This window comes from Enterobacter sp. MALB-1 (assembly GCF_041021625.1).
Classification (GTDB): domain Bacteria; phylum Pseudomonadota; class Gammaproteobacteria; order Enterobacterales; family Enterobacteriaceae; genus Enterobacter; species Enterobacter oligotrophicus.
Genome location: NZ_JBDPJL010000001.1, coordinates 2445657 through 2472531, shown reverse-complemented (window position 1 = coordinate 2472531; position 26875 = coordinate 2445657). Strand labels below are relative to the sequence as shown.

At 53.4% G+C, this 26875-nt stretch carries 29 protein-coding genes; 10 read left to right on the top strand and 19 right to left on the bottom strand.

Annotation, left to right across the window (positions count from 1 at the left end):
* Positions 1–8: 8 nt before the first annotated feature.
* Positions 9–1634 carry a phosphoethanolamine transferase EptA gene (eptA, locus tag ABGB15_RS11770; RefSeq protein ID WP_215723272.1) on the bottom strand — a complete coding sequence of 542 codons (1626 nt, stop codon included), beginning with the start codon at positions 1632–1634 and terminating at the stop codon, positions 9–11.
* A gap of 148 nt (positions 1635–1782) precedes the next feature.
* On the opposite strand from eptA, the gene ABGB15_RS11765 reads away from it, so the two are divergent.
* The 3 genes from ABGB15_RS11765 to sodC all read left to right on the top strand — a co-directional run bounded on the left by ABGB15_RS11765 (position 1783) and on the right by sodC (position 3567).
* Positions 1783–2022 (top strand): DUF1289 domain-containing protein, encoded by a 240-nt coding sequence (locus ABGB15_RS11765; RefSeq protein ID WP_215723226.1) that lies wholly within the window; start codon positions 1783–1785, stop codon positions 2020–2022.
* A gap of 48 nt (positions 2023–2070) precedes the next feature.
* Positions 2071–2967, top strand: coding sequence for an aldo/keto reductase family oxidoreductase (locus ABGB15_RS11760; RefSeq protein ID WP_152080908.1), 897 nt, complete (start codon positions 2071–2073; stop codon positions 2965–2967).
* Positions 2968–3048: 81 nt separating this feature from the next.
* Entirely contained in the window at positions 3049–3567 is a 519-nt protein-coding gene (gene sodC / locus ABGB15_RS11755) for a superoxide dismutase [Cu-Zn] SodC (protein ID WP_152080909.1), read from the top strand.
* On the opposite strand, the gene ABGB15_RS11750 is transcribed toward sodC, so the two are convergent.
* Genes ABGB15_RS11750 through ABGB15_RS11740 form a run of 3 tightly spaced genes read right to left on the bottom strand, consistent with a single transcriptional unit; the run spans position 3546 to position 6678 of the window.
* On the bottom strand, positions 3546–5579 hold the full coding sequence (locus ABGB15_RS11750) for an FUSC family protein (protein ID WP_215723227.1): 2034 nt from the start codon (positions 5577–5579) through the stop codon (positions 3546–3548). The two genes, sodC and ABGB15_RS11750, sit on opposite strands and share 22 nt — an antisense overlap.
* Entirely contained in the window at positions 5579–6439 is an 861-nt protein-coding gene (locus tag ABGB15_RS11745; protein ID WP_215723228.1) for an HlyD family secretion protein, read from the bottom strand. The genes ABGB15_RS11750 and ABGB15_RS11745 overlap by 1 nt, the downstream gene beginning before the upstream one ends.
* A 2-nt stretch (positions 6440–6441) precedes the next feature.
* Positions 6442–6678: a DUF1656 domain-containing protein gene (locus ABGB15_RS11740; RefSeq protein WP_152080912.1), complete on the bottom strand. Its 237-nt coding sequence runs from the start codon at positions 6676–6678 to the stop codon at positions 6442–6444.
* A 185-nt stretch (positions 6679–6863) separates the two neighbouring features.
* Here ABGB15_RS11740 and slyA point away from each other — a divergent pair, with 185 nt between their 5' ends.
* A complete protein-coding gene (slyA, locus tag ABGB15_RS11735; RefSeq protein ID WP_152080913.1) occupies positions 6864–7304 on the top strand; it encodes a transcriptional regulator SlyA in 441 nt (146 codons plus the stop codon).
* Positions 7305–7340: 36 nt separating this feature from the next.
* Here slyA and ABGB15_RS11730 read toward each other — a convergent pair whose 3' ends face one another.
* Both ABGB15_RS11730 and slyB read right to left on the bottom strand, forming a co-directional pair.
* Positions 7341–8702 (bottom strand): GGDEF domain-containing protein, encoded by a 1362-nt coding sequence (locus ABGB15_RS11730; RefSeq protein ID WP_215723229.1) that lies wholly within the window; start codon positions 8700–8702, stop codon positions 7341–7343.
* Positions 8703–8901: 199 nt separating this feature from the next.
* Positions 8902–9369: an outer membrane lipoprotein SlyB gene (gene slyB / locus ABGB15_RS11725; protein ID WP_152080915.1), complete on the bottom strand. Its 468-nt coding sequence runs from the start codon at positions 9367–9369 to the stop codon at positions 8902–8904.
* A gap of 254 nt (positions 9370–9623) precedes the next feature.
* Between slyB and anmK the strand changes: the two genes are divergently transcribed.
* The 5 genes from anmK (at position 9624) to pdxY (ending at position 14208) form a co-directional block, all read left to right on the top strand.
* Positions 9624–10748: an anhydro-N-acetylmuramic acid kinase gene (anmK, locus tag ABGB15_RS11720; protein ID WP_215723230.1), complete on the top strand. Its 1125-nt coding sequence runs from the start codon at positions 9624–9626 to the stop codon at positions 10746–10748.
* 95 nt (positions 10749–10843) lie between these two features.
* On the top strand, positions 10844–11167 hold the full coding sequence (mliC, locus tag ABGB15_RS11715) for a C-type lysozyme inhibitor (protein WP_152080917.1): 324 nt from the start codon (positions 10844–10846) through the stop codon (positions 11165–11167).
* A 57-nt stretch (positions 11168–11224) separates the two neighbouring features.
* Complete coding sequence (pdxH, locus tag ABGB15_RS11710; RefSeq protein ID WP_152084369.1) at positions 11225–11881, top strand: pyridoxamine 5'-phosphate oxidase; 657 nt, start codon at positions 11225–11227, stop codon at positions 11879–11881.
* Positions 11882–12006: 125 nt separating this feature from the next.
* On the top strand, positions 12007–13281 hold the full coding sequence (gene tyrS / locus ABGB15_RS11705) for a tyrosine--tRNA ligase (protein ID WP_152080918.1): 1275 nt from the start codon (positions 12007–12009) through the stop codon (positions 13279–13281).
* A 66-nt stretch (positions 13282–13347) separates the two neighbouring features.
* Positions 13348–14208: a pyridoxal kinase PdxY gene (gene pdxY, locus ABGB15_RS11700; protein ID WP_215723231.1), complete on the top strand. Its 861-nt coding sequence runs from the start codon at positions 13348–13350 to the stop codon at positions 14206–14208.
* 89 nt (positions 14209–14297) lie between these two features.
* Here the strand turns inward: pdxY and gstA are convergent, their stop codons facing one another.
* The 12 genes from gstA to blr form a co-directional block, all read right to left on the bottom strand.
* Entirely contained in the window at positions 14298–14903 is a 606-nt protein-coding gene (gene gstA, locus ABGB15_RS11695) for a glutathione transferase GstA (protein ID WP_152080920.1), read from the bottom strand.
* Positions 14904–15007: 104 nt separating this feature from the next.
* The gene (gene dtpA / locus ABGB15_RS11690; protein WP_152080921.1) at positions 15008–16516 is read right to left on the bottom strand and encodes a dipeptide/tripeptide permease DtpA; all 1509 of its coding nucleotides are present in this window, start codon (positions 16514–16516) and stop codon (positions 15008–15010) included.
* A 614-nt stretch (positions 16517–17130) separates the two neighbouring features.
* On the bottom strand, positions 17131–17766 hold the full coding sequence (nth, locus tag ABGB15_RS11685) for an endonuclease III (protein ID WP_152080922.1): 636 nt from the start codon (positions 17764–17766) through the stop codon (positions 17131–17133).
* Positions 17763–18449: an electron transport complex subunit E gene (locus ABGB15_RS11680; protein WP_215723232.1), complete on the bottom strand. Its 687-nt coding sequence runs from the start codon at positions 18447–18449 to the stop codon at positions 17763–17765. Before ABGB15_RS11680 ends, nth begins: the two co-directional genes overlap by 4 nt.
* 2 nt (positions 18450–18451) lie before the next feature.
* Positions 18452–19072, bottom strand: a complete 621-nt coding sequence (gene rsxG, locus ABGB15_RS11675) for an electron transport complex subunit RsxG (RefSeq protein WP_152080924.1) — start codon at positions 19070–19072, stop codon at positions 18452–18454.
* 10 nt (positions 19073–19082) lie between these two features.
* A complete protein-coding gene (gene rsxD / locus ABGB15_RS11670; protein ID WP_215723233.1) occupies positions 19083–20135 on the bottom strand; it encodes an electron transport complex subunit RsxD in 1053 nt (350 codons plus the stop codon).
* Positions 20136–22154, bottom strand: coding sequence for an electron transport complex subunit RsxC (gene rsxC / locus ABGB15_RS11665; protein ID WP_369064183.1), 2019 nt, complete (start codon positions 22152–22154; stop codon positions 20136–20138).
* Positions 22147–22725, bottom strand: coding sequence for an electron transport complex subunit RsxB (rsxB, locus tag ABGB15_RS11660; RefSeq protein WP_152080927.1), 579 nt, complete (start codon positions 22723–22725; stop codon positions 22147–22149). Before rsxB ends, rsxC begins: the two co-directional genes overlap by 8 nt.
* Positions 22725–23306 carry an electron transport complex subunit RsxA gene (gene rsxA / locus ABGB15_RS11655; protein WP_152080928.1) on the bottom strand — a complete coding sequence of 194 codons (582 nt, stop codon included), beginning with the start codon at positions 23304–23306 and terminating at the stop codon, positions 22725–22727. The genes rsxB and rsxA overlap by 1 nt, the downstream gene beginning before the upstream one ends.
* Positions 23307–23382: 76 nt before the next feature.
* Entirely contained in the window at positions 23383–23823 is a 441-nt protein-coding gene (locus tag ABGB15_RS11650; RefSeq protein WP_152080929.1) for a DUF2569 domain-containing protein, read from the bottom strand.
* An 86-nt stretch (positions 23824–23909) separates the two neighbouring features.
* A complete protein-coding gene (gene ydgT / locus ABGB15_RS11645) occupies positions 23910–24125 on the bottom strand; it encodes a transcription modulator YdgT (protein WP_152080930.1) in 216 nt (71 codons plus the stop codon).
* A gap of 231 nt (positions 24126–24356) precedes the next feature.
* A complete protein-coding gene (gene blr, locus ABGB15_RS11640) occupies positions 24357–24482 on the bottom strand; it encodes a division septum protein Blr (protein ID WP_168927641.1) in 126 nt (41 codons plus the stop codon).
* Positions 24483–24725: 243 nt separating this feature from the next.
* Between blr and ABGB15_RS11635 the strand changes: the two genes are divergently transcribed.
* A complete protein-coding gene (locus tag ABGB15_RS11635; protein ID WP_215723235.1) occupies positions 24726–25766 on the top strand; it encodes an oxidoreductase in 1041 nt (346 codons plus the stop codon).
* A gap of 44 nt (positions 25767–25810) precedes the next feature.
* Here ABGB15_RS11635 and add read toward each other — a convergent pair whose 3' ends face one another.
* Entirely contained in the window at positions 25811–26812 is a 1002-nt protein-coding gene (add, locus tag ABGB15_RS11630; RefSeq protein ID WP_215723236.1) for an adenosine deaminase, read from the bottom strand.
* Positions 26813–26875: the final 63 nt, after the last annotated feature.

The following is a 26875-nucleotide window of genomic DNA, read 5'->3' as shown; positions in this document are numbered from 1 at the left end:
CAAGAGACTCAGGACCGACAGACTGACAAAATATCCAACGACTGTTGATAAATACTTGATTTTATGTCCATCATTCCCAGAACCGTGGAGAACAGATTGTCCTGAGAAACGGCCTCTTTTGCTGCGCGGGTACGCAAACATTGCTCGTTAACGCCGAAATTTTTCGCGTAATCCGGGGAGAGCCAGAACATAAACGGAATGTGCGTTTGCTGTTCAGGAGCCAGCATGTACGGTGTCCCGTGCAGATAGATCCCGCTTTCACCCAGTGACTCACCGTGATCCGAAAGGTAAATCAGCGCCGTGTTCATGCTGCCCTGACGTGCTTTTAGCGCGTCTATCGTTCTGCTGACCACGCTGTCAGTGTAAAGAATGGTGTTGTCGTAGGTGTTCATCAATGCCTGGTGATTGCAATCCTGAATTTCGTTGGTATCACAGGTTGGGGTGAACTTACGGAAAGTTTTCGGGTAGCGGTTGTAGTACGCCGGACCGTGGCTGCCCATCAGATGAATAACCAACACGGAGTCCTGCTTCAGGCCATCCAGTACCTCATCCAGACGATACAGGTTTACATCATCAATGCAGGACTTATCTTTGCAGAACTGCTCCAGTTTCCACTGGGTCATGTCCGTGTGCGGTACGCGGTTACAGGCACCTTTACAGCCGCCATCGTTGTCACGCCACAACAGGTTGATTCCCGCATGGCCGAGCACGTCGAGCAGACCTTCCTGGTGGCGCGCCAGATCGGCGTCGTATTTTTTCCGCGTCATACCGGAGAACATGCACGGGACGGAAACGGCCGTTTCGGTGCCACAGGAGGTGGCCTGCGGGAAGTTAATGACATTGTGCTTTTTCAGCTCGGGGTTCGTTTCACGCCCGTAGCCATTCAGCGAGTAGTTTGCTGCGCGCGATGCTTCACCGACGACCAGAATCAGCACCGTTTTCTTCCGCTGCCCGGAAATGAGCGGGCCTTTATGAGCATCTTCCCCCATGCGCACCAGCGTTTGATCGCCCGCAAACCAGCGCATTTTCGAGTATTTCACCACAGCACTGACGTAGTTCGCCGGAGTAACCATTTTGACGATGCTTTTGTTGTTGCGAAACAACGAGGCGTAGTCTTTGTAAAATACCGCTGCGACCAGAATGATGATCAGTAGCGCGCCGAGTATGGCGGCAAACCGCATCAGCAGGGCATACCACCATGTCCCGGTGCGAATACGCGTCAGGGCCAATATGACGGACGGCACTAAACCGGCTACCGCCATCCACAGGATCATCTGCGGCGTGACCAGCGCGGTGGCTTCCTGTGAGTTGGTTTCGAAGACGTTGACAATCATATTCTGATCGATCACCGCGCCGTAGGTAGACATAAAGTACGTCGCGGCGGCGCATCCCATGGTTAACAGGATCAGCAGCGGTTTACGGATAAAGGGGATATTCATCAGGCTAAAGACAATGATCCAGCCGCAGAACAGCACCACCGGAACGGAGGCGGCAAAGAGCAGGTCATGCAGGTGTGTTGGGGCAATGATGGCCCAGCTACGCTGAATAAACAGCGCGTTCAACACGGTAAAGAAGAGAGCACAGCCCAGAGTGAACTTAATATCGTTACACTGTAACTTTTTAGCGAGCCACATCATAAACAAACCATTCGTTATATTGATGTGGCGAGTATAGGGAAGGAAGATTAGTGAAACCTTAATGCCACAATTGTGCGGCAAGCCCTTGCACGTGGGGCGTTTAACGTCTTCACTGTAGGTGAATAACGGGATTGCGGAGGTGTGTGTGGCAGAGCAACTGGAGTTTTTCCCCATCCAGAGCCCGTGCCGGGGTATTTGTCAGGTGGATGAACGCGGATATTGCCGTGGATGCATGCGCACCCGCGATGAGCGTTTTAACTGGCAAAATTTTAGCGATATGCAAAAGCAGGAGGTTTTACGCCTCTGTCGCCAGCGTCTGCTGCGTAAAATTCGTGCAAACAAGCCGGGTGAAACCGAAGAACCTCAGCAACCCTCACTGTTTTAGCAGGGGAATTGCGTATACTGTTACCATTACGTCCTTGAGGAAATTGTTATGGTTCAGCGTATTACCCTTGCCCCGCAGGGCCCGGAATTCTCCCGTTTTGTGATGGGCTACTGGCGTCTGATGGACTGGAATATGTCCCCCCTTCAGCTGGCGAGCTTTATTGAGGAGCATCTTGATTTAGGGATCACCACCGTCGATCACGCGGATATCTATGGCGGCTATCAGTGCGAAGCGGCATTTGGTGAGGCACTCAAACTGGTTCCTGCGCTTCGTGAGCGTATGGAGATCGTCACTAAATGCGGTATCGCGACAACCGCGAAACCAGAACATGCTCTTGGGCATTACATCACCGACAGTGCGCATATCATTAAAAGCGCCGAGCAGTCGCTGGTCAATCTGGCGACAGATCGTATCGACCTGCTGCTGATCCACCGCCCCGATCCGTTAATGGATGCTGATGAGGTGGCGGAAGCATTCCTGAATCTGCACCAGAGTGGCAAAGTGCGCCATTTCGGTGTTTCAAACTTCACGCCAGCCCAGTTCGCGCTGCTGCAATCGCGGTTGCCGTTTACCCTGGCAACGAATCAGGTCGAGATTTCACCGGTGCATCAACCGCTGCTGCTGGATGGTACGCTCGACCAGCTCCAGCAATTGCGCATTCGTCCTATGGCCTGGTCGTGCCTGGGCGGGGGTCGTCTGTTTAATGATGATGAGTTCCAGCCGCTCCGTGACGAGCTTGAAACCATCGCCCGTGAGTTGAATGCTGAGAGCATTGAACAGGTGGTTTATGCGTGGATACTGCGCCTGCCGTCCCGACCGCTGCCGATTATTGGCTCCGGCAAAATTGAACGCGTTCGCTCTGCGCTGGCGGCGGAAGAGCTGCAGATGACGCGTCAACAGTGGTTCCGCATTCGCAAAGCAGCGCTGGGTTACGACGTTCCATAAATGGGCAAAAACAGGCCTTTCCGGTGAAATCTTCGCCTCTGGTATACACTTAAGGGGCAAAAAATAACCCGAGGAGGTCATATGAAGCGTTTTGCTCTGGCACTTGTTACGCTGGTTGTTTGCGCAGGGGCGCAGGCAGCCAGCGACGAAGTAGAAATGAACCTCGTCACGTCTCAGGGCGTTGGCCAGTCAATTGGAACGGTAAAAATTACTGAAACCGATAAAGGACTGGAATTTGCGCCCGATCTCAAAGCACTCCCGCCCGGTGAGCATGGATTCCATGTACATGCCAAAGGCAGCTGTCAGCCTGCTCTGAAAGAGGGTAAAGCCTCAGCAGCAGAGGCCGCAGGGGGGCACCTTGATCCACAAAACACAGGTAAACATGAAGGCCCGGACGGTATGGGGCATCTTGGTGATTTGCCTGTGCTGGTGGTAAACAATGACGGTAAAGCCACGGACCCTGTTGTGGCACCGCGGCTGAAAAAACTGGATGAGGTCAAAGGCAAAGCGCTGATGATCCACGTCGGCGGCGATAACATGTCCGATCAGCCTAAACCGCTTGGTGGTGGTGGGGCACGCTATGCCTGTGGGGTTATCTGATCCCCGATGGTCCCTGGCGGCGGTGCCTGTTCCAGCTGTGACAGCGAGCAGTGTAGCCGCCAGATTATCGAGGCTAAATCGCGCGCGGCCGGCAAATGATGGCGTGCGAGGGTATCGCAAATGCGCTGCAGCTCGCTGAGCGTTACGCTTAGCGGACGTTGCTGGACGCCGCGCTCGCTCATCACATCACGCAGCAGGGAAATACAGATATCACGGACCTGCGACAGTGGATCGGAGCGGGTTTCCCACGCACGCAGTTGCCATACCACATGCGAGCAGTTCAGCAATACCACGCCCCAGCGCAACAGCCAGCGGCGGGAGAGCGAATCCTGGCTGTTATTCAATTGGCTGACATGGTGATAAACCAGCGACTCATATTCGCTTTCACGCAGATGCGGTTTACGGCTGAGCTGGTCAACGAATCCTCTGCGCAATTCGCGAATGTGCCTGCGGCTCTTACGTGCATCTGAACCAGGACGTAACACAGCGAAGGCCAGCCACGCCAGACCGACGCCGAGGATCTTCGCCAGGTTATCGTTAAGAAAATCAGCGTAATCGTAAACAGGCGGATTGGTCACCGAGATAAACGAGCCCATAAAGACGATTAATTGCCCCCATAACCCGGCCAGCTTCGGCATCTGCAGCTTCAGCAACTGCATGGTGGTTAATAGCGGAAAGAGGAACAGCAGGAACTGCCAGAGGTCGCTAATCTGCACCATCAAACCAAACTTCACGACAAAACTGAACAGCGACAGCAAAACGAGCGTGCGCAGCAGCAGCGTCAGAGAGTTGAACGGCGAGGCCGCGACGGAGTAAAGCACGCAGCTGATGGCGGCGAGGGTGAGTGCCGCACTGCCGGACTCCCACTGCGTGGTGATGCTCCATGCGCCAACCAGGGTCAGCGCGCAGAAGGTTCGAAAACCACTCCACAGCGCTTCCATTGTGTCCGTGTGTCTCGCCAGCGCCGGGCTGCCAGGGACGGTAAATTCAGTTATTGGCGTGGCGTTCTCAACGGCTTTTATCCAGCGACTGCTCCGCAGGTATAACCGACAAAAATAATTCAGGCGTTGCCAGAAAGCGCGGTGACGGTAGTCGTACTCATCGGTGGGGGCGAGCGGCGCGATAATCCGTGCCACGGTGTAAATATCCGCATCCGGGCGAGCCAGGGCTGCCAGCAGCGTGTCGATAACCGATCGGGTATTCTCTGGTGGCGTCGGCCAGTTAAGTAACATCCGGCGCAGGCTGGAGATGGCGCTGGTCATACGTAACTGCTGGTGGAGCAAATAGTTAAGCAAATTGTTCTGGCGGCGAAAACGGTAGTGGCTCCAGAAAGCCTGGATACGCAGCAAATTCATGGTCAGGATCTGGCCGATGACTTTCTCGTGCGCGAGGCGGATTTCATCATTCGTATCGGGCTGCCAGAGCAGGCTGGCATGTTCCAGCAGGCGGGCGTGCATGGTCTTCAGCGCGCCGATGAGCGTTGTGCCATCCGATGTACTGGGCAGAATCATCATCATGACCCCGCCGCAGAGAATACCGACGATCACTTCGCAGACGCGCGCCTGAGCAATATCCCATAGCTCGGTCGTGTCCAGCACGTTCACAACCGGGAAGGCAATGATTGCCGCCGTGTAGCCTGCAAGCTGAAAGGCATAGGCGACGTTATTGGTAAAATGGGCGCAGGCCCAGGTGCAAAAACCCAGCCAGGCCGCCATGCTCAGTAAAAAAAGCCACGGATCGTTCAGCGTATGACCGGCGATAATTAACGCTGCGGTGGCACCCAGCAGACTCCCGGCTACACGCCCCAGGCTTTTGCTGATCACGCCGCCGACGGTGGGGAAGCTGACTACCGCTGCTGAGGTCATTGCCCAGTAGGGTTCATCCAGATTCAGATAGTAGGCCACCGTAAGCGCAAGGCACATCGCAATACCGTTACGCAGCGCATAACGCCACTGTGGGCGCGTCGCTTTAATCCAGGGCAACGTCCGCCAGGAGAAAGCCGGCAGGTTCATTATCGCGTCCCGATTGAGACGGTGCAGGTTGTGCCTGACACCAGCGTCATGTCCTTCGGCAGATTGTCGAATTCGACGCGAACCGGTACACGCTGCGCCAGGCGAACCCACGGTACGTTGGGTTTAATATCGGGCACCAGACCTGAGTCGATTTCAACGCTTTGATCGTAAATAGCGCGGCCGATGCTGGAAACGTGACCCTGTAACGCCTGCGAGCTGCTATAGAGCGTTATCCGGGCAGGGGCACCGTCCTGAATATGACGTAGCTTGGTCTCTTCAAAATAACCGATTACGTAGAACGAGTGGCTATCGACCAGCGCAAAGAGCGGCTGGCCCGTTGTCGCATAATCTCCCACGCGCGTGGAGAGATTGGTTATCCAGCCGTCAACCGGGGCTTTTACCACAGTTTGAGTCAACTGCCACTCGGCCTGCTTCAGCGTTGCCTCAGCCACATCAACGCTGGCCTGCATGGCTTTGACGTTAATATTGGCAGTGTCTAAATCTTCCGCAGAGATATAGTTTTGCGATAAATGGCGACGACGGTTGGCTTCGTTGTTGGCTTTTGCCAGATCGGACCGGGCTTTAGCAAGTTGGGCCTGGGCATTGAGTACGGCAATATGAAAGGGCGTCTCGTCGATGCGGAACAAAACATCGCCTTGTTTGACGAACTGGTTATCCTTAACAAGAAGCGTTGTGATACTGCCTGAAACCTGTGGCGTGATGCTGACCTGTTCCGCACGAATTTTGCCATCGCGTGTCCAGGGTGACTGCATGTAATAATTCCAGAGCCACCACCCGGCAATCAGTGCCAGGGTAAGAACCAGAAGCGTGGAAAAGTATTTAAGTGTTTTCAGGGACATATTCACCACACAATCAACACAGCAAGGCCAAGACACACGGACAAGGCAAACAGGGAAAGATCCATTAACATGGGGTGCCAGATTTCACCGGAATACATCCAGTCACGCAGCAGGCGATGCGCAACAAGCCAGATTAAAAAGCCCAGCATGACGGCTTTAAACAGGGGAGGGAAATAGACTGACGCACCAACGATCAGGTCCTGAAGCGGTAACCCCGTGGAGCTTAAAGAGAACGTCACGAGCAGAGATCCTTTGCAGTGGAGAGAATGCCACAATGGCCTGTCTTTTCACGATGAACATCAGTATTCAGTGTAAATCATACTTTCAGCATCGATGAATGCAGTATTGCATTTGTTTTGGCACTATAAATGCTGCACACTATTCTAAAATCAGTATAATAACTTAGCAAGCTAATTATAAGGAGATGAAATTGGAATCGCCATTAGGTTCTGATCTGGCAAGGTTAGTACGCGTCTGGCGTGCTCTGATTGACCATCGCCTGAAACCTCTGGAATTGACACAGACGCATTGGGTTACGCTGCATAACATCCATCAGCTTCCACCCGAACAGTCGCAAATTCAACTGGCTAAAGCGATCGGTATCGAGCAGCCTTCGTTAGTGCGTACGCTCGACCAGCTGGAGGAGAAGGGGCTGATCTCCCGGCAAACCTGTGCCAGCGATCGTCGCGCTAAGCGTATTAAACTTACTGAAAAAGCAGCCCCCATTATTACCGAGATGGAAGCTGTGATCAGCAAAACGCGGGGGGAGATCCTGTCAGGGATCACGCCTGCAGAACTTGAAATGCTAATCGGCCTCATTAGCCGTCTCGAGCAGAATATACATGAGCTGCAGTCACGCGACTAAAACATAAAAAAGCCTTGCAACCGCAAGGCTTTTTTTTCACTGATAGACGACAACCCGGTTCCTGCCCGTCTCTTTCGCTTCGTACATGGCTTTATCTGCGCTTTCTACACACTCTTCAGCGGTAATCTCCGGAGACGTTGCGGTAAAGACCCCCATACTAATGGTTATCGGTTCGGGTAATTGTCCACCGCTGCTGGCTTTGTCAAAGCTGCTTAATTTCAGCCGAATCCGCTCTGCAACTTGACGCGCTGCGTCGGAAGAGGTGTTGCTCAGCATCAGGACAAACTCTTCGCCACCAATACGCGCCGCAATATCCTGAGGGCGAACCGAGTCCATCAGCAGGTTGGAAACAAACTGCAAAACTTTGTCTCCCTGCAAATGCCCGTAGCAATCGTTAATACGCTTGAAACGGTCAAGATCGCTCACTATCACCGAAACAGGACGTGTCTCTTTTGCTGTGCTGAGCGACTGGTTAAGCGAGTCGTAAAAATAGCTGCGATTGTAGAGGCGCGTCAGTGGATCGCGAATCGAGTTCTGATAAGACTGCTGATACTTTAAATGCGAGTCACGATAGAGATTAAACACGTCATACAGCAGTACGAAAATAATAAGCAATGTAGCGACGGTTTCAAATAATCGTGAGCGATACCAGGAGATATCCTCAGCATGGCCACCAAACAACAGCATTAACAAGGTCATGACATAACAGACGCATAAAAAATTACCGCCAATCCAGAAAAGATTTTTAACGCGCGTAATAATCATCAGCGTGAGAAGTGTAACGATCCACAGAATGATTAAGATAATATTGACAGCCTGGCTCCAGAGAACCATAAATTGCCGGGTTTCATTATCGACAAGATCAACGGATAACAGCGGTGAGTGGCTGGAATAGAACCAGGAAAGCGTAACTATGCTCAGGGTAAAAACAAGCACGCCAGCAACGATGAAAATATGCGACAGCCGCGAAAGAGGGTGGTTCCGTAACGTGTACAGTATCGCTGAAGCAATGATCAGCACTGCCATTAAAATATGGCGGAACATATAGAAGATCATGGCATCGTTGTAGTTGACGACGTTGAACTGATAAAGGTCAAGCCAGGCCGGAAAACTGGACAGCGTCCCCACCATCAGCAGTGCCGAGCCGGTGAAGGCAAGTGCAATGGGAACCAGATACAACCGCCTTCTATCGCACCAGTATTTCATTGCCATAAAACACGCAATAAATAAATGGAACACCAGTAAAAAAATGGTGAGCGTGGGGAATAAAAGCGGTGAAAACGAAGGGACCAGTTCAACCAGTTTAGAGAAGAAAGTTTGTAATATCCCAATAACAATAATGCAGCCAAGGCAGAAAGAGATATAACGATTCTTTACATAACGATTCATCGCAAGCATAAATATTTTTAACAAAATAATAGAAATCAATAAAAAGAGAATTGCGAGGAGTCTAACGTGAAAGGATCGTGAATACTTTGCGCAGGAACAATATAGTAAAGAATAAGTAATAATTGCTGAGAATGAATTTTGTAAATATATTCATTCTATTTATGTATTTTGTAAAGGGATGTAGTCATTTGACCACATCCCTAATTAATTAACGCGGAGAGACGGTGACCTGGCTACCATTGCTTGCCAGTACAACACGCTGGCCTGCGGAGAAGCGGGTATTACCCTGTTTCTGAACAACCATGATGGTATTCCCGTCGTCTTTACGGATTTCCAGTTCGACGCCCTGCGTTTTATTCATCGCACCCTGTACGCCCTGGCCCGCGACACCACCGGCTACAGCACCTGCTGCGGTTGCCAGAGAACGACCCGTACCGCCACCAATGGTGTTACCCAGGAAGCCACCCAGCACGGCACCGCCAATTGCACCCACAACATTGGTGTCATCTCCCCCCTGGATCTGAACAGGACGGGCATTAACGATAGTGCCGTATGTGACGTTCTGAACCTGTTTGGCTTCAGAAGCGCTATATACGTCGCCGGAAAGTGAACTGTCATTCACACAACCAGCCAGTGTTAAACCAATCAGCGAAACGCCCAGTGCACGTAACATCATTTGAATCTCCTGTTCACCAAAAACGCCCGAATCGGGCATCCGTTATGGCTAAATTATATGGCATCAGGGGCCATAGTTCTATTTTTCCACTCATACCAGGAAAATTGTACTTGAATTTGACTTAACGAGACATAAACAAGAGCGTCCGTGTGTTACATGTCTGACATTGTTAAAAAATATTATCTCCGCATAGTAAAGCGTCGCTGTTTATGGTGGAGTGTTTAGCTTAAGCCCACGTAACGTAAGGAAAGCGCATGAAATCGGGTCGCTATATCGGTGTGATGTCTGGCACCAGTCTTGATGGTGTTGATGTCGTACTGGCCGCAATCGATGAAAACATGGTGGCGCAGCAGGCAAGCCTGAGCTGGCCGATCCCTGTCTCGTTAAAAGAGGACATTTTAAACATCTGTCAGGGCCAGCAACTGACGCTTTCACAGCTTGGGCAACTGGACGTGCGTCTGGGCTCATTATTTGCTGACGCGGTACTGGCGCTGATGCATAAAGAAAAACTTCAGCCGCAGGACATCGTCGCGATCGGCTGCCACGGACAGACGGTCTGGCATGAACCCACTGGCGATGCGCCACACACCCTGCAAATTGGTGATAACAACCAGATTGTGGCGAAGACGGGCGTAACGGTGGTCGGCGATTTTCGCCGTCGCGACATTGCTCTGGGCGGACAAGGCGCACCGCTGGTTCCGGCATTTCACCAGGCGTTGCTGGCTCATCCGGTAGAACGCCGGATGGTGCTTAATATCGGTGGGATTGCCAACCTGTCGATGCTCATTCCTGGTCAACCGGTCCGCGGGTATGACACCGGCCCTGGCAACATGTTGATGGACGCCTGGATCTGGCGTCAGTGCGGAAAACCATATGATAAGAACGCTGATTGGGCGAGCGATGGGAAAGTGATTATCCCTCTGCTGCAGTCGATGTTAAGCGATCCCTGGTTTGCGCTGCCGGCACCGAAAAGCACCGGCCGTGAATATTTCAACTATGGCTGGCTCGAACGTCAGCTGGCGCAGTTTCCGGCGCTTGCCCCTCAGGATGTCCAGGCGACGCTTGCCGAGTTAACTGCCGTATCGATTTCCGAACAGGTTCTGCTCAGCGGTGGGTGCGAACGGCTGCTGGTGTGCGGTGGCGGAAGCCGTAACCCACTGGTGATGGCACGTCTTGCCGGGCTGCTGCCCGGAACAGAAGTGACAACCACAGATGACGCCGGGATCAGCGGTGATGATATGGAGGCGCTGGCTTTCGCCTGGCTTGCCTGGCGCACCGTTGCCGGATTGCCAGGAAATTTACCCTCTGTGACAGGGGCGCGGGAAGCGAGCGTTCTCGGGGCGATTTACCCGGCAAACCCACGCCATAATCAGAGTTAACTGAAATCCAGCGAAGCCGACAGCCGTTACACTGGGTGCGAAAACAGGAGGACAGTAATGTCCTCCGGAACCAGAAAAGTGTTCGGAACACGCCCATGAAAAAACTTCTTCTTATTACTATCCCTTTTTTAATGACAGGATGCAGCGTCTATAACCAGTTCGTTGAGCGTATGCAGACCGATACGCTGGAGTATCGCTGCGATGAAAAGCCGCTGACCGTGAAGCTGAACAACCCGCGTCAGGAAGCCAGCTTTGTTTATGACAATAACCTGCTGACGCTGAAACAGGGAATATCGGCCTCCGGCGCGCGATATACGGACGGCATCTATGTATTCTGGTCAAAAGGTGACAGTGCAACGGTCTACAAACGTGACCGCATTGTGCTGAACAATTGCCAGCTTCAAAATCCGAAGCGTTGAGATTTTCACAGGGGCGGCGCACAATAGCGCCACCCTATGTCAATGTCAGCTAACGCCATGTCAGATAACGACGAATTGCAGCAAATCGCGCATCTGCGCCGTGAATACACCAAAGGTGGCTTACGTCGCCAGGATCTTCCCGCCGAACCGCTGGTGCTTTTTGAACGCTGGCTAAAACAAGCCTGTGAAGCCAAACTCGCCGACCCGACGGCCATGGTGGTCGCGACGGTGGATGAACACGGTCAGCCTTATCAGCGCATCGTGCTGCTTAAGCATTATGATGAGAAAGGGCTGGTGTTCTACACCAACCTGGGCAGTCGTAAAGCGCACCATTTAGAGAAAAACCCCCGTATCAGCCTGCTGTTTCCGTGGCATATGCTGGAGCGTCAGGTGATGGTTACGGGTAAAGCCGAACGTCTTTCCACACTGGAAGTGGTGAAATATTTTCACAGCCGTCCACGTGACAGCCAGATTGGTGCCTGGGTTTCAAAGCAGTCCAGCCGAATCTCTGCCCGCGGCGTACTGGAAAGTAAATTCCTCGAACTCAAACAGAAGTTCCAGCAGGGTGAAGTTCCGCTACCGAGTTTCTGGGGGGGATTCCGCATTCCCATTGAACAGATGGAATTCTGGCAGGGGGGCGAACATCGCCTGCATGACCGCTTTTTATACCAGCGCGACAATGGCAGCTGGAAAATCGACAGACTGGCACCGTAATCCCTGAAATTTGTTGTTTTAAGCGCTAGCGCACACAGCGCTGGCGCTTTATTCTATGGTCCTTTCGCATCAGGCGAAAAGTCGTGTACCGGCAAAGGTGCAGTCGTTTATACATGGAGAATTTGATGGCAAGCAGTAACTTGATTAAACAATTGCAAGAGCGGGGCCTCGTGGCTCAGGTGACGGACGAGGAAGCGTTAGCAGAGCGACTGGCGCAAGGCCCGATCGCGCTCTATTGCGGCTTCGATCCCACCGCTGACAGCTTGCATTTGGGGCATCTTGTTCCATTGTTATGCCTGAAACGCTTCCAGATGGCGGGCCACAAGCCTGTTGCCCTGGTGGGCGGCGCGACCGGTCTGATTGGCGACCCAAGTTTCAAAGCCGCTGAGCGTAAACTGAACACCGAAGACACCGTGCAGGAGTGGGTGGACAAGATCCGCAAACAGGTTGCGCCGTTCCTCGACTTCAACTGTGGTGACAATTCTGCAATTGCCGCGAACAACTATGACTGGTTTGGTGGCATGAACGTGCTGACCTTCCTGCGTGACATCGGCAAGCACTTCTCTGTTAACCAGATGATTAACAAAGAAGCGGTGAAGCAACGTCTGAACCGTGACGATCAGGGCATCTCTTTTACCGAGTTCTCCTACAACCTGCTGCAGGGCTATGACTTTGCGTGTCTGAACAAACTGCACGGCGTTTCCCTGCAGATTGGTGGTTCTGACCAGTGGGGTAACATCACCTCCGGTATCGATCTGACCCGTCGTCTGCACCAGAACCAGGTCTTCGGCCTGACCGTTCCGTTAATCACTAAAGCGGATGGCACCAAATTCGGTAAAACCGAAGGTGGCGCAGTATGGCTCGATCCGAAAAAAACCAGCCCGTATAAATTCTACCAGTTCTGGATCAACACGGCGGATGCCGACGTTTACCGCTTCCTGAAGTTCTTCACCTTCATGGACATTGAAGCGATCAATGCCCTCGAAGAAGAAGATAAAAACAGCGGTAAAGCGCCACGTGCGCAGTACGTGCTGGCGGATGAAGTCACCAGACTGGTTCATGGCGAAGAAGGTCTGGCAGCGGCGAAACGCATCACCGCAAGCCTGTTCAACGGTACGCTGAGCGATCTGAGCGAAGCGGACTTCGAACAGCTGGCACAGGATGGCGTGCCGATGGTAGAGATGGAAAAAGGTGCAGACCTGATGCAGGCGCTGGTGGATTCTGAGCTGCAGCCTTCCCGCGGACAGGCGCGCAAAACCATCGCGTCTAACGCGATCACCATTAACGGTGAGAAACAGGCTGACCCGGAATACACCTTCGTTGACGGCGATCGTTTGTATGGCCGCTACACGCTGCTGCGTCGTGGTAAGAAAAACTACTGTCTGGTGTGCTGGAAGTAATTAAAAGTATGCAGGGGCGTGGGAAACCACGCCCTTTTGTTTTTTCAGGGTTGTGGTAAGTAAACAATGAAGAATATCCTCGCCATTCAGTCCCACGTTGTGTTTGGACATGCTGGCAACAGCGCAGCGGAGTTCCCGATGCGCCGTCTCGGTGCCAACGTCTGGCCACTTAATACGGTACAGTTTTCCAACCATACGCAATACGGCAAATGGACCGGCTGCGTGATGCCGCCTTCGCACCTGACAGAGATCGTGCAGGGCATTGCTGATATTGACCAGCTTAAGCGCTGTGACGCCGTACTGAGCGGCTACCTCGGCTCGGCAGAGCAGGGTGAACATATCCTTGGCATTGTTCGTCAGGTAAAGGCGGCAAACCCGGCGGCGAAATATTTTTGCGACCCGGTAATGGGCCATCCTGAGAAGGGCTGCATTGTGGCACCCGGCGTTGCAGAGTTTCACGTGCGCCATGCACTGCCCACCAGCGATATCATCGCGCCAAACCTGATCGAACTGGAGATCCTCTGTGAGCATCCGGTGAACAGCGTAGAAGAGGCGGTAAGCGCTTCTCGCGAGCTGATTGCTCAGGGGCCTGAGATTGTACTGGTGAAGCACCTGGCGCGCGCCGGGTTGAGCCAGGACCGTTTCGAGATGCTGCTGGTGACGAAAGACGAAGCGTGGCATATCAGTCGTCCGCTGGTGGATTTTGGCGTGCGTCAGCCGGTCGGTGTGGGTGATGTGACCAGTAGCCTGCTGCTGGTGAAGTTATTACAGGGCGCGAGCCTGCGTGATGCACTGGAGCACGTGACGGCAGCCGTTTATGAAATCATGATTGCGACGAAAACGATGCAGGAATATGAATTACAGGTTGTCGCGGCACAGGATCGTATCGCGAAGCCGGAGCACTATTTCAGCGCGACACAGCTTTAAACGATGCCCTGCGGCGCTGCGCTTGCAGAGGCTGGGGAATTTGTAGGCCGGGTAAGCGTCAGCGCCACCCGGCAACACAGGCCGCCTGGTTAGTTCAACCCTTCCGCTTTCAGCGCCGCCGCTACCGCAGGACGCGCTGCCACTCGTTCCATATAAGACGCGATATGGTCTAACCCATCCAGGTTCAGCTTAACCGCGCGCGCCCAGCGCAGAACGGTAAACAGATACGCATCGGCAATCGTGAAACGCGCGCCACAGATCCACTGATCGTCTTTCAGCGAGTCGTTAATGTAATGCAGCTTTTTCTCCAGCAGGGCACGCACGGTTGGTTTGTATTCTTCAGGCGTATCCGGGCGGAAAAGCGGCGTGAAGCCTTTATGCAGCTCGGTGGCGATATAGTTCAGCCATTCCAGCGTCTTGTAGCGGGAAATACTGCCTGTGGGAGCCAGCAACTGACGATCCGGGACGTTATCAGCCAGGAACTGCATAATCGCCACACCTTCGGTGAGCAGCGTACCGTCATCCAGCAGCAGAGCCGGAACTTGCCCCTTCGGGTTAATAGCAAAGAAGTCGTCGCCGTTTTCCAGGCGCTTTTTCATCAGATCAACGCCGTCCAGCGTGAAATCTTTGCCGCTCTCGCGCAGGGTAATATGGGAAGCAAGAGAGCATGCGCCTGGTTTGTAGAACAGTTTCATCGGTAACTCCTTTTTGCTGAGGTTTCCGCTATGTTAGTGCGCGGCAGGATAAAAAAAAAGCCGCTAATCATTAGCGGCTTCTGTTCAGTCGTTTCCCGATGACATTACGCGGTAGCGGTTTCGGTCGCTTTAGCGGTTTTGTCGTCGTCCTGAGTCATACGATTCAGTTTTGGTGCAGTCAGCAGCATCAACACAGCGATAACCGCTGTTGCGATACCGATTTGCATAAATACAGAACCGTAAACGTTCAGAGAGACCAGGGGATCGGTCACGTTATCCGGTACCGCCATCAGGTTTGCAATCTTACCTGCGATGATTGCTGCACCGGCAGTGGTCAGGAACCAGCTACCCATGATGAAGCCCATCAGACGCTGTGGCACCAGTTGTGCAACCATTGCCAGACCCAGACCGGAGATCATCAGCTCACCGATAGACTGCAGCGCGTAGCTCAGGATCAGCCAGTTAACGGAGACGATACCTGCGTCGGTCGCAAATTTCGTACCCAGCGGCAGCACCAGGAACGCGCCAGAGCAGAGCACCATACCGATAGCAAACTTATGCGGCATCGGCAGACGGTCACCCATCTTGTTATAGATAGCAGCCAGAATCGGGCTACCAATCATGATCCAGAACGGGTTCAGTGCCTGATACTGCTCCGGTTCGAACGCGATACCCAGAATAGAGTGTTCAACGTTGCGGATAGCGAAGAAGTTCAGAGAGGTTGGCATCTGGCTGTACAGCACGAAGAAGATAATCGCTTCCAGCATCAGAATGAAGGCAACAATCATCTTGCGGCGTGCAGCACCCTGCATGGAGAAGGCTTCTTTACCGAAGATGATAACGATACCGAGTGCAACCACACCCAGAACCGCACGAGCGACGCCCTGGTTATGCAGCAGCCAGGTCGCGACAGCCGCGAGGATCACAACGCCGACGATGGTGGCCAGCAGTTTGCCCATGTGTACTGGTTCGAAGTCCGGCTTTGAACCGTAGTCTTTCACCCAGCGTTTGCAGAAAGCAAAGTTCACCACGGTGATCAGCATACCGACCACGGACAGGGAGAACGCGACGCTCCAGCCGAATTTCGCGGCCAGCCATGGCGTTGCCAGCATGGAGAAGAAGGAACCGATGTTCACGGACATGTAGTACATGGTGAATGCACCGTCCAGACGCGGGTCATCTTTGCTGTAGCAGGTAGAGAGCAGGGAAGACGGGTTCGCTTTGAACAGACCGTTACCGACCGCGATGGTCGCCATACCCATATAGACCACAGCCGCATCATGCCCGGACCATGCAACCAGTGCATAACCAATCGCCAGCACGATGGCACCCAGCATAATGACACGTTTGGTGCCGAGAACTTTATCGCCCAGCCAACCGCCGATAGCGACCAGGCCGTACACCAGTGCACTGAATGAAGAGAACAGCGTGATGGAATCTGCTTCGGACATACCCAGTTGTTTTACCAGGTAAACCGCCATGATCCCTTGCAGGCCGTAATAACCAAAACGCTCCCATAACTCAATAGAGAAGATGAGATAGAACGCTTTTGGTTGTTTAAAAGCGTTCAGGCTCACGCTTTCTTCTGTTGGTTTATTGTTTGCAGTAGACACATATACCTCTTTTTTTACATCCCATATTAACGGGGGTGTTCATAGCGTGATGACCGTAGTCCATCCGCTTTATAGTTATATTGGGAGGGGAAACGGCGGGTAATGTTCACTATCCTGACCCGTCTGGCAAGATGTTTGTAATACTCTGTTACATATAACTCAAGCGGTATAATCGTCGGATCATGCAAATGTTATTCAGCGTTAAATTTTATTGGTTGGATAATGCTGGTTTTTTTCACTACAGAATCCCCCTGAAAGCGGCTGTATGGCGATATGTTCTGCTATTTCGCCTTTCAGGTAGTGATATGGTCCATATTCTGAAAAATGACTGGTCTTATCTGCGGTGTTGAAAGGGTTATATCTTGTCTGGCAAAGGGTTTGCGCAAGGTTTAACAACAAAAATCCAACATGACGTTATCAGAGTGATCTTGATCACATATGTATAGAAATTTTTGATGATGAAAAAACAATTAACCTGTTTGAGTGTTAAATGACCACACAATCGACAACGTTAAAAGCATCAGGGACGGACAATTGGCGGTCAAAAGGAAGGTTCGCAGATGACCTTCCTTTTATAAGGTTTTGACAGGAGAAGTAAAAAAGAAAAGGTGAGATCAGGAATAGACTTTTTCTTTAAATTCGCACAAATCTTCAATAATGCAGGAACCACAGCGGGGCTTGCGTGCAATACAGGTGTAGCGTCCATGAAGGATCAACCAGTGATGGCAATCAACCTTGAATTCGGCGGGAACAACTTTTAATAGTTTCTCTTCGACCTGCTCGACGTTTTTACCTGGCGCGAAGTTGGTGCGGTTAGACACGCGGAAAATATGAGTGTCAACGGCGATAGTCGGCCAGCCAAACGCAGTATTCAGCACCACATTCGCTGTCTTACGGCCTACGCCCGGCAGCGCTTCCAGCGCCGCACGATCTTCCGGCACCTCGCCACCATGCTGCTCCAGCAAAATGCGGCAGGTCTTAATCACATTTTCGGCTTTGCTGTTAAACAGGCCGATGGTCTTGATATAGGACTTCACGCCCTCCACGCCCAAATCAAGCATAGCCTGCGGCGTATTGGCAACGGGATAGAGCAGGGCAGTGGCTTTGTTGACGCTTACGTCAGTGGCCTGCGCAGAGAGCAGCACCGCGATCAGCAGCTCAAAAGGAGAGGTAAAATTCAGCTCCGTCGTGGGGTGTGGATTTTCATTCCGCAGACGGGTCAGGATCGCAATGCGTTTCTCTTTATTCATGAAGCCTTCTCGGGTATCCCTTCCTGAACGCTGCGCTCGGCGGCACGGCGTTTACGTTTTTCATCGATCAGGTATTTTATCGCCAGCATCATGCCAAGGCCAATAAAAGCGCCTGGCGGCAACATCGCCAGCAGGAACGGGGTGTCCGTATGGAACACCTCAATACGCAAGGCTTTTGCCCAGCCGCCCAGCAGTGCGTCCGCACCGTCAAACAGCGTACCGTTGCCCAGAATTTCGCGTAGTGATCCCAGAACGAACATTGCGCCGGTGGCTCCCATACCGATAGAGAATCCATCCAGCGCTGACATGGCCGGGCTGTTCTTCACCGCAAAGGCTTCCGCACGGCCCACGACGATACAGTTGGTTACAATAAGCGGAATAAAGATCCCAAGCGACTGGTACAGGCCAAACGCATAGGCGTTAATCAGCATTTGCACGACACTCACCACCGAGGCGATGATCATCACGTAAATCGGAATACGGATTTCCGACGGCGTCCAGCGGCGCAGGGCAGAGATGGACAAGTTGGTCAGGGTCAGCACCAGCGTCGTCGCCAGGCCCAGACCAAGCGCGTTGGTCGCAGTGGATGTGACCGCCAGCAGCGGGCACATCCCCAGCAACTGCACCAGCGCGGAGTTGTTCTTCCAGAGTCCCTGGACGATAACCTCTTTAACCTGGCTCATGATTACTCCTCACAGGCCGGAAGATTGTTGATCTGCGCGGGCAGCGTTTCTGCATATAACCCGGCACGTTTTACGGCGTTAACGACCGCGCGTGGCGTGATGGTTGCCCCCGTGAACTGGTCGAACTCACCGCCATCTTTCTTCACCGCAAAGGCAGTATCATTTTCGCCATGAATAACTTTACCGGCAAAGTGCAAAATCCAGTCACTCAGACGTGGTTCGATCTTATCCCCGAGGCCCGGTGTCTCGTGATGTTCCGTCACGCGGGTGCCCAGCACGGTACCTGAGAAATCGCTTCCCACAAGCAGTTGAATGGCACCTGAGTAGCCATCGGGTGCGGTTGCCTCCATTACGGCACCTACCGCATCATCCCCTTTACGTGCAATAAAGACGCGATGCGTCCCTTTGCCTAGCTGGGGAGCCTGAACAATAAAGCAGCTTTTCTGCAGGTCATTATCGTAGAAGTCAGATGGGATCACCTGATCAAACAGCGCTTTTTGCTGCTTCGTAGCCTGCTCATCAATCGTTGTTTTGGTCAGTTCGTTAACCAGCGCGGTCAGCCCTGTCAGGGCTGCGGCGAAAATTGCCAGCGTCACGCCGTGTTTTTGCATTGTTTTTAGCATGGCGAAACCCTTAGCGGTGACCGTATACGCGCGGACGCGTGTAGTAGTCGATAAGCGGAACGGTAATATTAGCGAGCAGGACGGCAAAGGCGACGCCATCGGGGTAACCGCCAAAGCTGCGGATAAGCCAGACCAGCAACCCCGCCAGCGCGCCAAAGATCATGCGGCCACGGTTGGTCGTTGAGGCCGTTACCGGATCGGTCAGAATAAAGAACGCGCCCAGCATAGTGGCACCAGAGAGCAGATGCATCTGTGGGCTGGCCAGTGATTCAGGGGCGAATAACCAACCGAGCGTAGAACAGAGCGCCAGCGTCACGAGGAAACTGACCGGAATATGCCAGCGAATCGCTTTCTGTTGCAGCAGGAACACACCACCCAACAGATACGCCAGGTTGACCCACTGCCAGCCAGCACCTGCCAGCATGCCGCTGTAGATAGGCGATTTCATAATCTGCTCAACGCTGTGTCCGGCATGCAGGGACGTTTTAAAGGTATCGAGCGGCGTGGCCTGGCTAATACCGTCCACGCCCATACGCAGCGTGTTCATATCCGCACCGAGCGCCGTATGGCCGGTAAAGATCACCTGCAGCGCATCCATAAAGCCAGGCACGGTTGCAGCGATCTCATGCGGCGGCAACCAGCTGGTCATCTGCACCGGGAAGGAGATCAGCAGCACTACGTAACCAATCATCGCCGGGTTAAACGGGTTATGCCCCAGTCCGCCATAGAGCTGTTTAGCGATAATCACGGCGAATACCGTGCCTAACACCACCATCCACCACGGTGCAAACGGAGGAATACTGATTGCCAGCAGGAGGCCTGTCAGGAGGGCGGAGTTATCGCTCAAAATACGGGTGACATTCATCTTGCGCAGCTTCAGGATCAGGGCTTCCGCCGCTAAGGCGCTGGCACAGCCAAGAACCAACTGGAAAAGGGTTCCCCAGCCGAAGAACCAGAGCTGTACGGCAATGCCAGGCAGTGCAGCCAGGCAGACCAGCATCATAATGCGTGATGTCTGGCGCTGGTTATGGGTATAAGGGGAACTTGCGATTCTGAAAACCATTTAATCCTCGTTAACGGCTTGCTGTGCGGCTTTCTTCGCCTGAACGCGCGCAATCGCGGCAGCGACGGCGGCTTTGCGTGGATCGTCGTTCGCGGCTTCGGATTGTTCTTCCTGCTGTGCCGCTTTACGCGCTTTGGCGCGGGCGATGGCCGCTTCAACGGCTGCCTTGCGTGGGTCCACCGTTTCCGGTGCAGGTGCTACGTTCTGCTGTTCGGCTTTACGCGCTTTGGCGCGGGCGATGGCCGCTTCAACGGCTGCCTTGCGTGGGTCCACCGTTTCCGGTGCAGGCGCTACGTTCTGCTGTTCGGCTTTACGCGCTTTGGCGCGGGCAATCGCCGCTTCAACAGCAGCTTTACGCGGATCGACTTCAGCGTCTGCCTGCGTGTTTTTCGCTTTCTCTGCCTGACGAGCACGGGCTTCGGCCTTACGCGCTTCGCGGGCGGCAATCGCTTCACTGTTATCCGGCTTCTCGCCCGCAGCGATGACGATGGTTTGCGCCGCAGTCGCTTTTTTCTCGCGAACGCGTGCCAGCGCGGCGTTAATCGCGTCCTGATCTTTCTCACCAGGCTGCACAGCAGCTTGTTTATGACGTTCCTGGCGAGCGAGTTTCTCGCGCTCAAGTCGTGCCTGACGCGCCTCAAAACGGGCTTTCGCTTCGGCCGCGCGCTTCTCTTCCATCGAAATGGCGTAAATCTCTGCCTTCTCCTGACGGAAATACTGCACCAGCGGAATGTTGCTTGGGCAGACCCAGGCACAGGCACCGCACTCGATACAGTCGGCAAGATTGTGCGCTTTCGCCTTATCGTGCAATTGACCTTTGCTGTACCAGTAAAGCTGCTGCGGCAGCAGATCCGCCGGGCAGGCATCGGCACAGGCGCTGCAGCGAATACAGCCTTTCTCTTCCTGCTTTTCGCCCATCTCCGTTGGGGAAGGGGCGAGCAGGCAGTTGGTAATTTTCACCACCGGAACATCCAGCCACGGCAAGGTAAAGCCCATCAGCGGGCCGCCCATAATCACCATCTGGTCGCTGCCAGGGCAGAATCCGGCCTGTTCCAGCAGATGGCGTACCGGTGTGCCCAGACGCGCCCAGACGTTGCCAGGACGAGACACTGACTCACCGGTCAACGTCACCACGCGCTCGGTCAGCGGCTCGCCGTCAATAACCGCGCGTTTTACCGCATACGCCGTGCCGACGTTTTGCATCAGCACGCCAATATCAGAGGAACGACCGCCGTGCGGCACCTGTTTACCGGTCAGTATTTGCGTGAGCTGTTTCGCACCGCCAGACGGGTATTTGGTCGGGATGACGCGCAGGCTAATATCGTGGCTGCCCGCCAGCACTGCACGCAGCATGGAGATCGCCTGCGGTTTGTTATCTTCAATGCCGATCAGCACTTCGCGTGGTTGCAGAATGTGCGCGAGGATACGAATGCCTTCCACCACCTGCGCAGCGCAGTCCTGCATCAGACGATCGTCTGCGGTAATGTACGGTTCACACTCGGCGGCGTTGATAATCAGCGTCTCGATTTTGTCGCCGCCACCGCGCAGTTTAGTGCCCGTCGGGAACCCTGCGCCACCCAGCCCGGCCACGCCGAACTGATGAATACGTTCAATGAGCGCCTCACGGCTATGAGTGCGATAATCGCTCCAGCCATCACGTTCGATCCAGCGGTCTTCACCGTCGGCTTCAATGATAACGCTCAGTTCAGAGAGAGCAGAAGGGTGCGCCACGGTATGGGGGGCAATCGACACCACCCGGCCGGAGGTGGGGGCGTGTACCGGCAACATACGTCCACGACCAAAGGTCAACGGCTGGCCGCGAAGGACAAGGTCGCCTTCTTTCACGCACAGTTCGCCTTCCGTACCGATATGTTGTTTCAGCGGCATAACGCAACGGGTCGCCAGCGGTATTTGACGCAGCGGTGTGCCGTTGGACTGGGTTTTCATCTCTGGTGGATGAATGCCACCATCGAAGTCCCAAATCTTCTCTTTTCTGAAAGCAGAAAATAACTTAAGCATGTTGTTCCACAGGAATGATGCGAACCGGAATGGTTTGAAGATCCCACTTCCAGTTTTCGGTAGTCGTTTCAACCGGGCGTAATTCTATACACTGCGTCGGGCAGGGGGCCACGCAGAGGTTACAGCCGGTGCACAAATCCGCCACAACGGTGTGCATAGCGCGGGTTGCGCCGACGATAGCGTCGACGGGGCACGCCTGAATACATTTAGTGCAGCCAATGCAGTTGGCTTCGTCGATCACGGCGAGGGCTCGTACCGGCTCCTGTACCTCCGCACCGCCATCAACAGGCTGCGGATCGACATTAAGCAGGGCGGCAATTTTCAGCATTACCGCTTCGCCACCAGGCGCACAGCGGTTGATTTTTTCACCCTGAATACCCACCGCCTCCGCATAAGGGCGGCAGCCAGGGTAGCCACATTGCCCACACTGGCTCTGCGGTAACAGTTCATCGATTTTTTCAACAACCGGATCGTCCTCGACCGCGAAACGGCGGGAGGCATAGCCCAGAATGATGCCAAACACTAATCCCAGTACGCTGATGGACGCGATGGCAATCCAGATAGCATTCATTACAACTTCACCAGACCACTAAAGCCCATAAAGGCCAGAGACATTAAGCCCGCAGTAACGAGCGCAATCGCATTACCGCGAAACGGCGCAGGAATATCTGCCGCCGCCAGACGTTCACGAATCGAGGCGAACAGCACCATAACCAGAGAAAAACCTACCGCGGCGGAGAAACCGTACAGTGCCGACTGCATAAAGTTGTGCCCAAGGTTAATGTTCAGCAGCGCCACACCCAGCACGGCACAGTTGGTGGTGATCAGTGGCAGAAAGATGCCCAGCAGGCGATACAGCGCCGGGCTGGTTTTGCGTACAACCATTTCGGTGAATTGCACCACCACCGCGATGACCAGAATAAAGGCCAGCGTGCGTAAATAGGTTAAGCCCAACGGGATGAGGACCCAGGTGTCAATCCACCAGGCGCAAATCGACGCCAGCGTCATCACGAAGGTGGTCGCCAGCCCCATGCCCATTGCCGTCTCCAGTTTTTTGGAAACGCCCATAAACGGGCACAGGCCGAGGAACTTCACCAGCACGAAGTTGTTAACCAGCACAGTTCCGACAAAGAGCAGTAAGTAATCGGTCATTATTCAGCCTGAAATAAAAAAGCCGCCTATTATCGGACAAACCACACCAGGCGACAACAGGTTAACTGTAAGGTTATTACGGGTTAACGAAGGTGTTCTTCACGCGCGCTGAACGCTTGAAATAGGGCACCAGAAGCGCCGCCGCCAGCAGCGGGAACAGAAGCTGACGAACCGCCAGCGCGTCTGATACCGGTGAAAAAGCAAAAGCCTTTATCGCCAGCAGGACGGAGATCAGCAGCCAGATAATGTAGTGCTTTGGCACACTCTTGCGGCGTTTAAAGAATGCGATAGTCAGCCACAACGTGTAGTACCACATGGCAATCGCGAAAACGAATGAAACAAACCACATCGCAATATTAAGCACACTTTGCGACATCAATGTCTGGATTGCGTGAGGGGTGATCAATGCAGTGGTGTAAAGCAAAAGCGCCAGCGATGCGCTTAATAAGGCAACCAGCAGCCATGCCAGCGGGGCGATTAACCAGCCTCCAATTCTTTCTCCAGGCGATGCGGTCATGATCTCTCCCATCAGTCTGCGTGAAATGGTATACAGAAATTTGCAGGGCGGAGAGTATATAACATTTCACGCGGATGGCTACTTTCTTATAGTACATAACGCCATACAGATTTAGGGACTTCGCCCACATTGTACAGGCGGCCACCGGAGACAAGCTCTGCACGGCGATGGTCTGCGGCGCGGTACATATTGATGATGTCCTGATTATCCGCCAGCGTGTAGTTCAGATGGTCAAACAGTTTTTCCAGGCTCTCAAGGGAATTGATCTTGCGAAATTTTAATAAATAGTCCTGAACTGTCATATTAATAAGTTTCCATATAAAAGTGTGTAATACCAGTGAAGGTAATTCGTTCGAATAATAAACGGATTAATAAAGACGTAAACTGCCCACTCAGGTAACGCGACTAAATTAGGAGTTTTCTTTGTGAAGAAACAGGCATCAAGGATGCCTGGAAGAGAAGGTTAACCCTGTTCAACACGGCTGGCAATATGTAACTGACACGATATGTCACTCTTTATTACGGCGGTGAGATTACTTCGGTTGTACGACAGCGGCAGGCTCCGGCGGCTGGTAGTTATCGATATGGCTGGCAACGCCCAGCAAAATGACCGACACCCCAAGGACAATCCATCCCGCTAATTCAATGATTCGATTAATTATTGACGTCATGATTCGTGTTTGTAATTTATCCATAAATACAGATTGCAAATGCTACAGCGCAACATCTTTCCCGGCAAGTGCTTTGGGAACGATTCCCTTAAACAACATTAGCAGGTTATGTAAATGTTACAAAAACAACCGGCAGAGGATGCTATTTTAAGTCATATGGCACATTATTAATGTGGGGTGCTGGCAGGGCAACCAGGATGAAATAAGATGATTACCTGAGAGGGCAACGCTATGAGTGAAAATATCCGTGTCGGACTCATTGGTTATGGGTACGCAAGTAAAACCTTTCACGCCCCTCTGATTGCGGGGACGCCCGGCATGACGCTTGTGGCGATTTCCAGCAGTGATGCCACCAAAGTTCATGCTGACTGGCCCACCGTTCAGGTTGTATCTGAGCCTAAGCATCTGTTTAACGATCCCAACATTGACCTCATTGTTATTCCTACTCCCAACGATACCCACTTTCCGCTGGCAAAAGCCGCGCTGGAGGCGGGCAAGCATGTGGTAGTCGATAAACCCTTTACCGTGACGTTGTCACAGGCTCGTGAACTGGATTCCCTGGCGCGAAGCCTGGGCAGGCTGCTGTCGGTCTTTCATAACCGCCGCTGGGACAGCGATTTCCTGACGGTGAAAGCGTTACTCAGCGAGGGAACGCTCGGAGAGATTGTCTATTTTGAATCGCATTTTGACCGTTTTCGCCCGCAAGTGCGCTCCCGGTGGCGCGAACAGGCAGGCCCCGGTAGCGGTATCTGGTACGACTTAGCGCCGCATCTTCTCGATCAGGCCGTCAATCTGTTCGGGCTGCCGGTGAGCATGACCGTCGATCTGGCTCAGCTCAGATCGGGCGCGCAGACGACGGATTACTTTCACGCGATTTTGAGTTATCCGCAGCGCCGTATTGTGCTGCACGGGACGATGCTCGCTGCCGCAGAATCAGCACGCTACATTCTGCACGGCACGCGCGGTAGCTACGTGAAGTATGGCCTGGACCCTCAGGAGGATCGTCTGAAAAATGGTGAGCGTCTGCCGCAGGAGGACTGGGGTTATGACATGCGGGACGGCGTAGTGACGCGAGCAGAGGGGGAAGAACAGGTCCAGGAAACGCTGCTGACCATACCGGGCAACTATCCGGCGTATTATGCGGCTATTCGTGACGCACTGAACGGCACGGGGGAGAATCCGGTGCCCGCCAGTCAGGCGATTCAGATTATGGAGCTGATCGAACTGGGGATCGAATCTGCCAAACATCGCGCAACGCTCTGTCTGGCATAATAATGTGTAGGCCGGGTAAGGCGAAGCCGCCACCCGGCAAAGGACTATCCTTGTGCAACCTTGTCGCGCAGAGCCTGTTTTTCTTCTGCCGTTAAGAAGGCGATTTCCAGCCCGTTAACCTGCGCCTGGCGGATCTGCTCGCGGCTCAGCCCGGCCTGCGGTGCGGCAATGTTGTATTCGTGAATAATATCCACGCCCTGAACCGCCGGATCGTCAGTGTTCAGTGAGGCCAGCACACCGTGTTCGAGGAAGGTTTTCAGTGGATGCTGCGCCAGCGTCGCGACTGTGCTGGTCTGAATATTGGAGGTCAGGCAGGATTCAATCCCGATGCGCTGTTCTGCCAGAAAATCCATCAACGCGCGATCTTCAACGGCTTTCACGCCGTGGCCGATACGCTCTGCACCCAGCTCGCGAATCGCCTGCCAGATGCTTTCGGGGCCTGCGGCTTCACCCGCATGAACGGTGATGTGCCAGCCAGCGTCTCGCGCACGGTTGAAATGGGAGAGGAACAGGCTGCCAGGGAAACCGAGTTCATCACCGGCTAGGTCAACGGCGGTGATCTGGTCGCGATGCGCAAGCAGTGCTTCCAGCTCCTGCAGGCAGGCGGCTTCTCCGAAGGTACGGCTCATAATGCCAATCAAACGCGCTTCGACATCAAAGGCCTTACACCCTTCACGAACGCCTTCAATCACCGCTTCCACCACGCCCGCGACGGGCAGGTTGTGGGTCATCGCCATGTAGCCAGGTGAAAAGCGCAGTTCGACGTAATGCAGGCCGTTGCGAGCCGCGTCTTCAATGTTCTCGAATGCTACGCGGCGGCAGGCGTCCAGCGAGGCCAGCATCTTCACGCCCCAGTCAAGTTTGCTCAGGAAGCTGACCAGGTCCGGTTCATTAGACGTAACCTGCACATGGGGGATCAGGGCTTCAATCGTTTGAGCGGGAAGCGTTAAATTATACTGGCGGCCAAGATCGAGGATGGTTTGGGCACGAATGTTACCGTCAAGGTGACGATGAATATCAGTTAAAGGCAGGCGTGTATCAATCATGGTCGCACTCTTTTCTGGTTAAAGTGCGCCATATTATAAAAACAAAACGAGGTAAAAAGCTAT

Coding starts and splice junctions, on each gene's coding strand:
- eptA (WP_215723272.1), bottom strand. CDS start 1,634: ATGTGGCTCGCTAAAAAGTTACAGTGTAACGATATTAAGTTCACTCTG.
- ABGB15_RS11760 (WP_152080908.1), top strand. CDS start 2,071: ATGGTTCAGCGTATTACCCTTGCCCCGCAGGGCCCGGAATTCTCCCGT.
- sodC (WP_152080909.1), top strand. CDS start 3,049: ATGAAGCGTTTTGCTCTGGCACTTGTTACGCTGGTTGTTTGCGCAGGG.
- ABGB15_RS11750 (WP_215723227.1), bottom strand. CDS start 5,579: ATGAACCTGCCGGCTTTCTCCTGGCGGACGTTGCCCTGGATTAAAGCG.
- ABGB15_RS11745 (WP_215723228.1), bottom strand. CDS start 6,439: ATGTCCCTGAAAACACTTAAATACTTTTCCACGCTTCTGGTTCTTACC.
- slyA (WP_152080913.1), top strand. CDS start 6,864: ATGAAATTGGAATCGCCATTAGGTTCTGATCTGGCAAGGTTAGTACGC.
- ABGB15_RS11730 (WP_215723229.1), bottom strand. CDS start 8,702: ATGCTTGCGATGAATCGTTATGTAAAGAATCGTTATATCTCTTTCTGC.
- slyB (WP_152080915.1), bottom strand. CDS start 9,369: ATGATGTTACGTGCACTGGGCGTTTCGCTGATTGGTTTAACACTGGCT.
- anmK (WP_215723230.1), top strand. CDS start 9,624: ATGAAATCGGGTCGCTATATCGGTGTGATGTCTGGCACCAGTCTTGAT.
- mliC (WP_152080917.1), top strand. CDS start 10,844: ATGAAAAAACTTCTTCTTATTACTATCCCTTTTTTAATGACAGGATGC.
- pdxH (WP_152084369.1), top strand. CDS start 11,225: ATGTCAGATAACGACGAATTGCAGCAAATCGCGCATCTGCGCCGTGAA.
- tyrS (WP_152080918.1), top strand. CDS start 12,007: ATGGCAAGCAGTAACTTGATTAAACAATTGCAAGAGCGGGGCCTCGTG.
- pdxY (WP_215723231.1), top strand. CDS start 13,348: ATGAAGAATATCCTCGCCATTCAGTCCCACGTTGTGTTTGGACATGCT.
- gstA (WP_152080920.1), bottom strand. CDS start 14,903: ATGAAACTGTTCTACAAACCAGGCGCATGCTCTCTTGCTTCCCATATT.
- nth (WP_152080922.1), bottom strand. CDS start 17,766: ATGAATAAAGAGAAACGCATTGCGATCCTGACCCGTCTGCGGAATGAA.
- ABGB15_RS11680 (WP_215723232.1), bottom strand. CDS start 18,449: ATGAGCCAGGTTAAAGAGGTTATCGTCCAGGGACTCTGGAAGAACAAC.
- rsxG (WP_152080924.1), bottom strand. CDS start 19,072: ATGCTAAAAACAATGCAAAAACACGGCGTGACGCTGGCAATTTTCGCC.
- rsxD (WP_215723233.1), bottom strand. CDS start 20,135: ATGGTTTTCAGAATCGCAAGTTCCCCTTATACCCATAACCAGCGCCAG.
- rsxC (WP_369064183.1), bottom strand. CDS start 22,154: ATGCTTAAGTTATTTTCTGCTTTCAGAAAAGAGAAGATTTGGGACTTC.
- rsxB (WP_152080927.1), bottom strand. CDS start 22,725: ATGAATGCTATCTGGATTGCCATCGCGTCCATCAGCGTACTGGGATTA.
- rsxA (WP_152080928.1), bottom strand. CDS start 23,306: ATGACCGATTACTTACTGCTCTTTGTCGGAACTGTGCTGGTTAACAAC.
- ABGB15_RS11650 (WP_152080929.1), bottom strand. CDS start 23,823: ATGACCGCATCGCCTGGAGAAAGAATTGGAGGCTGGTTAATCGCCCCG.
- ydgT (WP_152080930.1), bottom strand. CDS start 24,125: ATGACAGTTCAGGACTATTTATTAAAATTTCGCAAGATCAATTCCCTT.
- ABGB15_RS11635 (WP_215723235.1), top strand. CDS start 24,726: ATGAGTGAAAATATCCGTGTCGGACTCATTGGTTATGGGTACGCAAGT.
- add (WP_215723236.1), bottom strand. CDS start 26,812: ATGATTGATACACGCCTGCCTTTAACTGATATTCATCGTCACCTTGAC.